The following is a 9,489-nucleotide window of genomic DNA, read 5'->3' on the forward strand; positions in this document are numbered from 1 at the left end:
CGTTCGACCGCGTCGATCACGCCGGTCGCCTGGGTGTCCAGATGCAGGCCCAGGGTCTGCATCTGATCGCGTTCGCGGCCCAGGTTCTCGGCCAGGCGACGAGCGGTGCGGCCGGCGTTGTCGGCCGCCTCGTTCAGGCGCGCCGTCTCCTCGGCCAGGGCTTCGCGCAGCAGGGCCATGTCGTTGCGCGCCCGCTCGGCCGCCAGGGCGGCGTGGTCGATGTCGGAGCGCAGGGATTGAAGCACGTCGCCGGTCTGCTGGGCGGCCAGCGCCGTTGGGGCGACCAATGCCTCGGCCAGTTGACGCGCGCGACGGGTCTCGGCCGCCAACCCCGCACCCTGCCGCACGGCATGGGCCAGCATGATGGCCAAGCCTGCCGGGGCCAGGGCGATCAGGGCGTAGATGGCGATCCGCAACGGATCCAGTTCGGCGCCCCCGGCCCCGAACTCATAGGCGGCCCAGGAGGCGACGCCGCCGATCCAGAGGGCGGAGGCGATGCCGGCGATCAGATAGGCGTGGCGGCCGGACGGCTCGCCGGCGCGCTTGGCCACGACCGGCTTCACGGCTGGCGGCGTCGACAGTTCGAACGGGGCCGGGGGCTTGCCGGCCGCGACGGCCAGTTCGACCTCGGCGGTCAGTTCGGGAGATGGCGCATGCTGGGCGTGAGCGGCGCGCTCCTCGGCCAGGCGCTGTTCTTCCAGCAGGCGGCGCCGACGCCGTTCGGACATCGGTCGTTCGAACGTGGGCTGCACGATTTCCAGATCGGCGTCGGTCAGCGGTTCCGGTTCGAAAGAAGCGTCGGCGATCGGCGTCTCCTCGACGGACGGCGCATCGATGGGGGCGACGACGTCTTCGTCGGTCAGCTTCAGCGGCGGCCGTTTGGGAGACTTCATCAGCTCAAAAACTCGATCTCTACGCAGGCGTCCGACAGCGCCGCCCAGACCCTAGAACAGGAATGAGGCTGACGGAACCTGCTGGCGCGCGTAAGCTGTCGATCACCGACGAACAGGCCGTTGTGTCAGCAGCCGCGATTGCTCTCGACCATGACCGTCGACGAAGCGGCGCCGTCGCGACACTCGGCCACGCGATGGACCTCGCGGTCGGAGTGGTTGGTGGTGTGGGTGTCCACGCCGAACTGCGACAGGACGGCTGCGGCCAGCAATGCGATGAAGCCGGCGATCAGTTCGACCAGCGCCTGCATTCCACCCTCCCTCGCGGCCCGAACGGCCATGCGCCTTATGCCTCAGATCGGCGAACGTCACAATCCCGCCGCAAGCTCTACGTTTCTCAAAGATTGACCCGACGCCAAGCGCGTGAAACGGAGGACCAAGGCGCTCCGACACCGTGTCACGCGAATCAGGCAGAGGGGTTGCATGGGGCAAGGCGGCGACAGTTACGACGGCAGTTTGCTGGAGCCGGGGCCGGGTCTGTGGACCTCGGCCGTCGCCCATCGCTTTTCCGTGCTGATGGAGAACGAGGCCTATTTCGACGCCCTGTCCTCGGCCATTCAGAAGGCGGAACGGTCCATCGTCCTTCTGGGCTGGCAGTTCGATCCGCGCACCCATCTGGATCCCGAGACGCGGCCGGGCGACAAGAGCGCCGAGATCGGACGCCAGCTGAGGCTGCTGGTCAAGAAGAAGCCCGATCTGGACGTGCGGCTGCTGATCTGGAAGTCGCCGCTGTTGATCGCGGCGTCGCAGGGCTTCTATCCCCATCGCGCCCAGCGCTGGTTCCGCAAGCGGATGGTGGAGTTTCGTCTGGATTCGCCCGGCCCCATCGGCGCCTGCCACCATCAGAAGGTGGTGGTGATCGACGACAAGCTGGCCTTCTGCGGCGGGGGCGACATCTCGACCGACCGCTGGGACTCCGACGAGCATCTGGACGGCGATCCGCGTCGCGCCCTGCCCAGCGGCGTCATCTGCAAGGCGCGGCACGAGGTGATGTCGGTGATGGACGGCCCGGCGGCGCGGGCGCTGGGCGATCTGGCGCGCGAACGCTGGTTCAAGGCGACGTGGGAACGCACCATTCCCGATCAGGTCGAGGGCGATCCCTGGCCCGACGGCGTCCCGGTCCAGATGACGGACGTGCCTGTCGGCATCGCCAGGACCGAGCCGAAATGGGCCGGCCGGCACGAGGTGCGCGAGAGCGAGGCCCTGCATCTGGAGTCGATCCGGCGCGCCAAACGGCTGATCTATCTTGAGAACCAGTATTTCACCTCGCCGGTGATCGCCGCCGCCCTGGCGCAGCGTCTGGCCGAGCCGGACGGGCCGCAGATCATCGTCGTCTCCACCGCCAAGAGCCCCAGCTGGTTCGACAGCCTGACGATGGATACGGCCCGCGCCGAGGTGCTGTACCGGCTGGAGCAGGCGGACAAATTCAACCGTTTCTTCGCCTTCGCCCCCCTGACCCAGGACGGCGACCGGATCATTGTCCACGCCAAGATGTCGATCATCGACGACCGGCTGATACGGATCGGCTCGACCAATCTGAACAATCGTTCGATGGGTCTGGATACCGAATGCGACATCGCCGCAGAGCCGACCGACGCGGCGGGGCGCGCGGCGATCACCGCCCACCGCCATCGCACCATCGCCCACTGGCTTGGCGTCGCGACCGAGGACTATGCGGCGGTGGAAGCGGTGTTCGGCTCGGTCGGCCAGGCGATCTGCAGCTTCGAGACCGATCGGCTGAAGCCGCTGGGTTCGGAGCCGCCGACCCGCATCCAGCGGATGTTCGCGGAATGGCAGCTGGGCGATCCTACATCTTCCACCGACGCCTGGCGGCCCTGGAAGCGGCTGAACCGCTCGCACCGGACGCGACCGATTTCCGAAGGCGGTCAGGCGCCCGGCTGAACCACGTTGAAATCGACGATCAGCGGCAGATGATCCGACGCCACCCGCGCCAGCGGCGAAAAGGCCGAGCGCACTGCGCGTATCCGAATGTGCGGGCTGACGAAGCAGTGGTCGATGCGGATGGCCGGAAAGGCCGAGGGGAAGGTCTTGACGCTGGGCTTGACGCCCAGTTGACGCTGGCAGTCTTCAAGAGTGCGGCACAGGGTCTGATAGGGGCGGGTGATCGAGGTGGCGTTGAAGTCCCCCGCCAGCAGGGTCGGTCCGGTGCAACCGCCCAGCCAGCCCGGCCCGGTAAGGGCGGCGGCCTGCAGGCGCTGCTCCCGCGGGACCAGACCCAGATGGGTGTTGAAGACGTTCAGGGCCACGCCGTCGATCTCGATCTCGGACCAGATGGCGCCTCGCGGCTCCAGCCCGGGAATGCCTGTGACGGTCGGCAGGGCGTCGGCGCGGATCAGCCGTTCGGGATGGGCGGTCAGGATGGCGTCGCCATACAGTTCCGCCTCGACCCGCATCGCCGGGTGAAAGCGCGAGGTCATAGCCAGGCCATCGGCGATGGCGCGCGCCTGATCCACACCGTTGGTGCGTGAACGGCCGACGTCCAGTTCTTGCAGGCAGACGATATCCGGCTCGTATTCGCCGATGACGGCGACGATGCGGTCGACATCCAGACGGCGGTCCGTGCCGACGCAGCGGTGAACATTGTAGGTGAGAAGGCGGGGCATGGCGTGGGGATGTCGTCTGGCTTCGACCGTGGGCTAGGCCTTCTGGCCCCGGATTGCGACCCCGATACGACGATTCACAACAGGATCAGATGATCCGGCAACTCATTGGGATTGTCGGCGCGGGGCGGGAAGTGCTGGGCCAACACCTGGCCGCACAGGATGATGGCGGCTGAAAAGCCCTCGACCGGACGGTCTGCGCGCAGTTGGCGGGTCAGGGCGTCCACCGCCTGAGCCCAGGCGGCTTCCTCCACTTGGGCATGAATGGCTTCGTCGGCGATCAACTCGACCTGATGTTCATCCAGGGCGGCGAAGATCAGCACCCCCGTGCGCTCGCGCGTGACATGGACGCCATGGGCCAGGAACTGCTGAAGGGCCGCCTCGCGCACCCGGCCGCGTCGCACGCCTGCGGGCGTGGCCAGGCGACGCAGCACGGGAATTCGGGTCAGCAGGAAGACGCCGACAAACACCGCCGCCTGCGACAGGGCATAGATCGCCAGGGCCTGTCCGGCGCCAGCCGCCTCGGCCGCCTGATGCGCCGCCTCCCAGCCGCCGCCGGGCCATCGCAGGTCCAGAACGAAGGGAACGAAGACGGTGGGGGCGATCAGGGCCGCGCCCGCCGCCCACGCCAGGCTGACGTCCAGATAGGACGAGACGCGCCGCGATACGACGCAGAAGATTTCGCCCGAGGTGTGCTGTTCGGCCTTGGAGATGGCCTCTGCGATGCGGGCGCGGTCGTTGTCCGTGATCTGCATCACCATCCTCCCGATGCGCCGCCGCCGCCGAATCCGCCGCCGCCTCCGCCAAATCCGCCCCCGCCGCCGAAGCCGCCGCCTCCGCCGCCCCAATCGCCGCCGCCGCGTCCCGAATTGCGCAGCGCCTCGGACGCCGCCCACAGCAGGACCGAGCCGACGCCGCTGCGCCGCCCGCGACCGGATCGCGCGGCGGCCAAGAACATGAACAGGAAGATGACCGCGACGATCACCAGGGGCGCGATGGAGCCGCCCTTGTCCTTGGCCTGTTCGTCCGCGACGGCCTGGGCGCGGGCCTGGGCTTCGGCGGGATCGAGCGACAGTTGCGCGATCAGCGCATCCACGCCCTTGACCACGCCGGTCTTGTAGTCGCCGTCGCGGAAGGACGGCAGGATGTCGTTGCGGATGACCTGGGACGAGAAGGCGTCGGTCAGGATCGGCTCCAACCCATAGCCCACCTCGACCCGGACCTTGCGCTCATTGGGCGCGACGATCAGCAGGGCGCCGTTGTCCTTTTCCTTCTGACCGATGCCCCAGGCGCGACCCAGCTGATAGCCGTAGTCCTCGATCTCCTGATCCTGAAGGCTGCTGACGGTCACGACGACAAGCTGATCGGTGGTCGCGGCCTCCAGCGCCGCCAGCTTCTCGGTCAGGGCCTGTTCGGTCGCCGGATCGAGCAGACCCGCCTGATCGACCACGCGGCCGGTCAGGGGCGGGAAGTCGATCTTGGACTGCGCCATCGCCGGAACGGCGAACAGCAGCAGAACCGCCAGGCCGATCAGCCAGGCGGCGACGCCGGTCGGACGTCGCCCCGGCGCGATAAGGCGTGTCACTGGGCCGGCGGGGTGGAACCGGGCGCGACGGCGGGCGCGCCGCCGCCGGGCGCGGAGGCGTTGGAGGGCGGGGCGTTCAGGTTGAAGTTGACCTGGGGCGCCGACTGGGCGGCGGCGGTCGCGGTGAAAAGCTGCATCGGCTTTGAGCCGCCATGCAGGGTCTTGGCCCAGATCACCTGCGGGAAGGTGCGAAGGGTGGTGTTGTAGTCGCGAACGGCCTCGTTGTAGTCGTGGCGCGCGATCTGGATGCGGTTCTCTGTGCCTTCCAGTTGCGATTGCAGGGTCAGGAAGTTCTGGTTGGCCTGAAGCTGGGGATAGGCTTCCACCGTGACCAGCAGGCGCGACAGGGCGCCCGACAGCTGGCCTTGCGCCTCCTGATACTGCTGGAAAGCCTGCGGATTATCCAGATCGTCGGCCGAGACATTGACCGAGGTGGCGCGGGCGCGGGCGTTGATCACGTCCGTCAGCGTCGTGCGTTCCTGGATCGCGGCGCCCTGAACCGTGGCGACCAGGTTCGGCACCAGGTCGGCGCGCCGCTGATACTGGCTCTGCACATCGGCCCAGGCGGCCTCGGCGCGCTCCTGCTTGGTCGGAATGGTGTTGTAGCCGCATCCCGCTGCGGCCGGGGTGATCAACAGGGCGGCCGTTACAGCCAGCGCACGCGCATTCAGGCGAACCATGACATCTCCCTATCGGCGCAGATCGCCGTCGGGTCGAATATTGACCCGCCGCATGAATGCATCAAGCGTCCAATGGCTCCGGTTGGATATTGTTGATGCGGCAGGCGGCCGAATAGGTATTGGCCAGCAGACAGGCGATGGTCATGGGGCCTACGCCGCCCGGAACCGGGGTGATGCGGCCGGCGACCTCCACAGCCGTCTTGGCCACGTCGCCGACGACACGGGTCTTGCCCTCGGCCGCCTTGACCGGATCGGCGGACGGCACGCGGTTGATGCCCACGTCGATGACCGTGGCGCCGGGCTTGATCCAGTCGCCCTGGATCATCTCGGGTCGTCCGACCGCCGCCACCAGAATGTCGGCCGCGCGGCAGACGGCGGGCAGATCCCGCGTGCGAGAATGGGCGATGGTGACGGTGCAGCTTTCGCCCAGCAAAAGCTGCGCCATCGGCTTGCCGACGATGTTGGACCGGCCCACCACCACGGCGTTCAGGCCCGACAGATCGCCCAACTGATCCTTCAGCAGCATCAGACAGCCCAGCGGGGTGCACGGAACCAGCCCCGGCATCCCGACGGCCAGACGCCCGGCGTTGACGACATGAAACCCGTCCACGTCCTTGTCCGGGTCGATGGCGTCCAGCACCACGGTCGCGTCGATGTGGGCGGGCAGCGGCAGTTGCACCAGAATGCCGTGAATGCCCGCATCGGCGTTCAACTGGCCGATCAGGGCCAGAAGCTCGTCCTGGCTGGTCGTTTCGGCCAGGCGGTGGGTGTCGGATCGCATCCCGGCGCGCAGGGTCGTCTCGCCCTTGTTGCGGACGTAGATCTGGCTGGCCGGATCCTCGCCGACGATGACGACCGCCAGGCCGGGCTTTACGCCGCGTTCGGCCCCCAGCCGTTCGACGGCGGCCGCCACCCGCTGGACCAGCGTCGCCGAAAAGGCCTTGCCGTCGATCAGGGTCGCGGGCGTGGATTCGGCTGACATGGCAGCTCCGTTTGGCGGGAAATCAGGATGGCGGCGATTTACAGCCGCGCCGGTTCGGCGTCTATGATCCCCGTCCAAAGCTGGAGAAATTCATGAGCCGTCCCTCTCTCGCCGCCGCCGTCAGCCTGATCGCGCTGATCGGAGCCGCAGGTCACGCCCTGGCCCAGGAGGCCCAGCCGCTGCGGATCGGCTCCGGCGTCAGCGGGGCTCTGACGGACGGCGACGCCAAGGCGGCGGACGACGAGTATCGCTACGACGACTACCGTTTCCAGGCGCGTGCCGGCCAGCGACTGGAGGCCGTGCTGCGCTCAGACGCCTTCGACGCCTATCTGGCGATCTACGCCGACGGTGCGATGGACGAGGCGCTGGCCGAGGACGACGACGGCCTGGGCGACGGGACCAACGCGCGCCTGCGCTTCACACCCGAGCGGGACGGCGTCTATGTGCTGAGGGCGCGCACGCTCAGCGGCCTGGACGGCGGCGACTATCGCCTGTCGCTGCAGGAACGTCCGCCCGCGCCCCGCGCCCCGCGACCGACCGGCATCCGCGTCGGGGCGACAGTCAGCGGCGAACTGACGGACCGCGACCCCGAGCAGGAGGACGGCGGACGCTACGACGCCTACGTCTTCCGCGCGGCGGCGGGCGATCGGTTCGTCGTCACCCTGGACTCCAGCGACATCGATCCCTTGGTTCGGGTCGGCCGGATGAACGGGCCGGACTTCACGGAACTGGCCAACAACGACGACGCGCCCGGTGGCGGCCTGAACTCACGCCTCGTCTTCACGGCGCCGTCGGCCGGCGAATATGTGATCCGCGCGACCGGCGTGGACGAACGCCTGGGTCGATATACGCTGGGGCTGGCCGAGGCGCCGCCCGCGCCGCCGTCCAAGCCTATCGCCCTCGGCGACGAGGTGAAGGGCGAGCTCAGCGCCGACAGCACCACCAACGACGACGGCCAGCGCGCCGACACCTATCGCTTCACCGGAACCGCCGGCCAGCGCGTCGCCGTCGAGATGAAGTCCAGCGACTTCGACGCCTATCTGACGCTGCGCCGCGCCTCGGACGGCAGTGTGGTGGCCGAGGACGACGACGGCGCGGGCTCGGGCACCGACGCGCGCATCGGCCGCACCCTGGACGCGGCCGGCGACTACATCATCGAGGCGCGCGGGTTCAGCGACGAGGCCGAGGGCGACTATACGCTGAAACTGACCGAGACGGCGCCGCCGCCGCCGCCCACGCCGGCCGTGTTCGGCCAGACGACCGAGGGCGCGATCAGCGATACGAGCCCGCAAGGCGACGACGGCAAACGTTATCACGCCTACATCTTCACCGGGACCAAGGGGCGGCGCGTCCAGGCCATCCTGCGTTCCGGCGACTTCGACGCCTATCTGGAGATCGGCAAGGCGGGCGACGCCTTCGAGGCCCTGGCCAGCGATGACGACGGCCTGGCCGAGGGCACGGATTCGCGTCTGACCTTCACCCTGCCGGACGACGGCGACTATGTGGTGCGCGCCATGCCGCTGAGCGCCGAGGAGAAGGGGCTCTATTCCTTCGAACTGTCGGATCGCGGGCCGGAGCCCAAGGCCGGCAGCCTGCTGGTCGGCTCCACCGTACGCGGCGTGCTGAAGGATACGTCGGCCCTGACGGACGAAGGCGCCTATTTCGACGCCTATCGGTTCCAGGCCAAGAAGGACGAGAAACTGCGTCTGACCATGGTCTCCAACGCCTTCGACTCTTTCATCGACCTGGGCCGCCAGGACGACGACGGCGACTTCTCCAGCCTGGCGACCGACGACGACAGCCTGTCCGACGCCCATGCCAAGCTGGATTGGACCGCGCCAGACGACGGCTGGTATCTGGTGCGCGCCCGCGCCTATGGCCCAAATCAGACGGGCGCCTACGCCCTGACGGTGGAACGCCAGCCCGCCACGGGCGCCCGCAGCGGCGAGACGCGGAGCCAGACGCCCTCCGAGTAATGCCCTCATGAGCGACGCCGCCCCGCCCGACCGCAAGGACCAGCATCTGGACGTCGTTCCGGCGGGGCGAGGCCGCCACGCGCGCGACGCCGGTTTCGACCGCGTGCATTTCGTCCACGAGGCCCTGCCGGACCTCGATCACGACAAGATCGACCTGGGGGCCGACTTTCTGGGACGGCGGCTGAAGGCGCCCCTGCTGATCAGCGCCATGACCGGCGGGCCCAGCCGGGCGGAGGCGATCAACACCCGTCTGGCCGAGGCGGCTCAGCATCTGGGCGTCGCCCTGGCGGTGGGATCGCAGCGGGCGGCGCTCGAGGGCGGCGCCAGCGTGGGTCTGGACCGGACCCTGCGTCGTCGCGCCCCCGATACCGTGATCCTGTGCAACATCGGCGCGGCCCAGCTGACGCGCGGCTTCGGACTGGACGAGGCGCGACGCGCCATGGACGGGATCGACGCCGACGCCCTGGTCGTCCACCTGAACCCGTTGCAGGAGGCGTGTCAGCCCGAGGGGGACCGCGACTGGTGGGGCATGGGCGCGGCGCTGGAGGCGCTGATCCTGAAACTGGACGCCCCGGTGGTCGTGAAGGAGACGGGCGCGGGCCTGTCCGGTCGCACCGCCCGGCGGTTGACCGACATGGGCACGGCGGCGGTGGACGTGGCGGGCGCGGGCGGCGCCAACGGGGCGCTGGTCGAGG

Annotated in this window: 9 protein-coding genes and 1 pseudogene; 3 read left to right on the forward strand and 7 right to left on the reverse strand. The window is 68.8% G+C overall.

Features of this window, described 5'->3' with window-relative positions; all coding sequences use genetic code 11:
- Both RTU05_RS15250 and RTU05_RS15255 read right to left on the reverse strand, forming a co-directional pair.
- Window positions 1-893: pseudogene (locus RTU05_RS15250) on the reverse strand (tipN); the annotation flags it as partial.
- 125 nt (window positions 894-1,018) lie between these two features.
- Window positions 1,019-1,201 (reverse strand): hypothetical protein, encoded by a 183-nt coding sequence (locus RTU05_RS15255; RefSeq protein WP_312599199.1) that lies wholly within the window; start codon window positions 1,199-1,201, stop codon window positions 1,019-1,021.
- 172 nt (window positions 1,202-1,373) lie between these two features.
- On the opposite strand from RTU05_RS15255, the gene RTU05_RS15260 reads away from it, so the two are divergent.
- Window positions 1,374-2,852 carry a phospholipase D-like domain-containing protein gene (locus RTU05_RS15260; protein WP_312599200.1) on the forward strand — a complete coding sequence of 493 codons (1,479 nt, stop codon included), beginning with the start codon at window positions 1,374-1,376 and terminating at the stop codon, window positions 2,850-2,852.
- On the opposite strand, the gene RTU05_RS15265 is transcribed toward RTU05_RS15260, so the two are convergent.
- The 5 genes from RTU05_RS15265 to RTU05_RS15285 all read right to left on the reverse strand — a co-directional run bounded on the left by RTU05_RS15265 (window position 2,837) and on the right by RTU05_RS15285 (window position 6,818).
- Window positions 2,837-3,574, reverse strand: coding sequence for an endonuclease/exonuclease/phosphatase family protein (locus tag RTU05_RS15265; RefSeq protein WP_312599201.1), 738 nt, complete (start codon window positions 3,572-3,574; stop codon window positions 2,837-2,839). The two genes, RTU05_RS15260 and RTU05_RS15265, sit on opposite strands and share 16 nt — an antisense overlap.
- Window positions 3,575-3,648: 74 nt before the next feature.
- Entirely contained in the window at window positions 3,649-4,326 is a 678-nt protein-coding gene (locus tag RTU05_RS15270; protein ID WP_312599202.1) for a TPM domain-containing protein, read from the reverse strand.
- Entirely contained in the window at window positions 4,326-5,156 is an 831-nt protein-coding gene (locus RTU05_RS15275) for a TPM domain-containing protein (RefSeq protein WP_409411638.1), read from the reverse strand. Before RTU05_RS15275 ends, RTU05_RS15270 begins: the two co-directional genes overlap by 1 nt.
- On the reverse strand, window positions 5,153-5,836 hold the full coding sequence (locus RTU05_RS15280; protein ID WP_312599203.1) for a LemA family protein: 684 nt from the start codon (window positions 5,834-5,836) through the stop codon (window positions 5,153-5,155). Before RTU05_RS15280 ends, RTU05_RS15275 begins: the two co-directional genes overlap by 4 nt.
- Before the next feature lie 61 nt (window positions 5,837-5,897).
- A complete protein-coding gene (locus tag RTU05_RS15285; protein WP_312599204.1) occupies window positions 5,898-6,818 on the reverse strand; it encodes a bifunctional methylenetetrahydrofolate dehydrogenase/methenyltetrahydrofolate cyclohydrolase in 921 nt (306 codons plus the stop codon).
- A 92-nt stretch (window positions 6,819-6,910) separates the two neighbouring features.
- On the opposite strand from RTU05_RS15285, the gene RTU05_RS15290 reads away from it, so the two are divergent.
- Window positions 6,911-8,794, forward strand: a complete 1,884-nt coding sequence (locus RTU05_RS15290) for a PPC domain-containing protein (protein ID WP_312599205.1) — start codon at window positions 6,911-6,913, stop codon at window positions 8,792-8,794.
- Between the two features lie 7 nt (window positions 8,795-8,801).
- The coding region (locus tag RTU05_RS15295) for an alpha-hydroxy-acid oxidizing protein (RefSeq protein WP_312599206.1) at window positions 8,802-9,489 on the forward strand (688 nt) is incomplete at its 3' end.

This window comes from Brevundimonas sp. (assembly GCF_032017145.1).
GTDB lineage: Bacteria > Pseudomonadota > Alphaproteobacteria > Caulobacterales > Caulobacteraceae > Brevundimonas.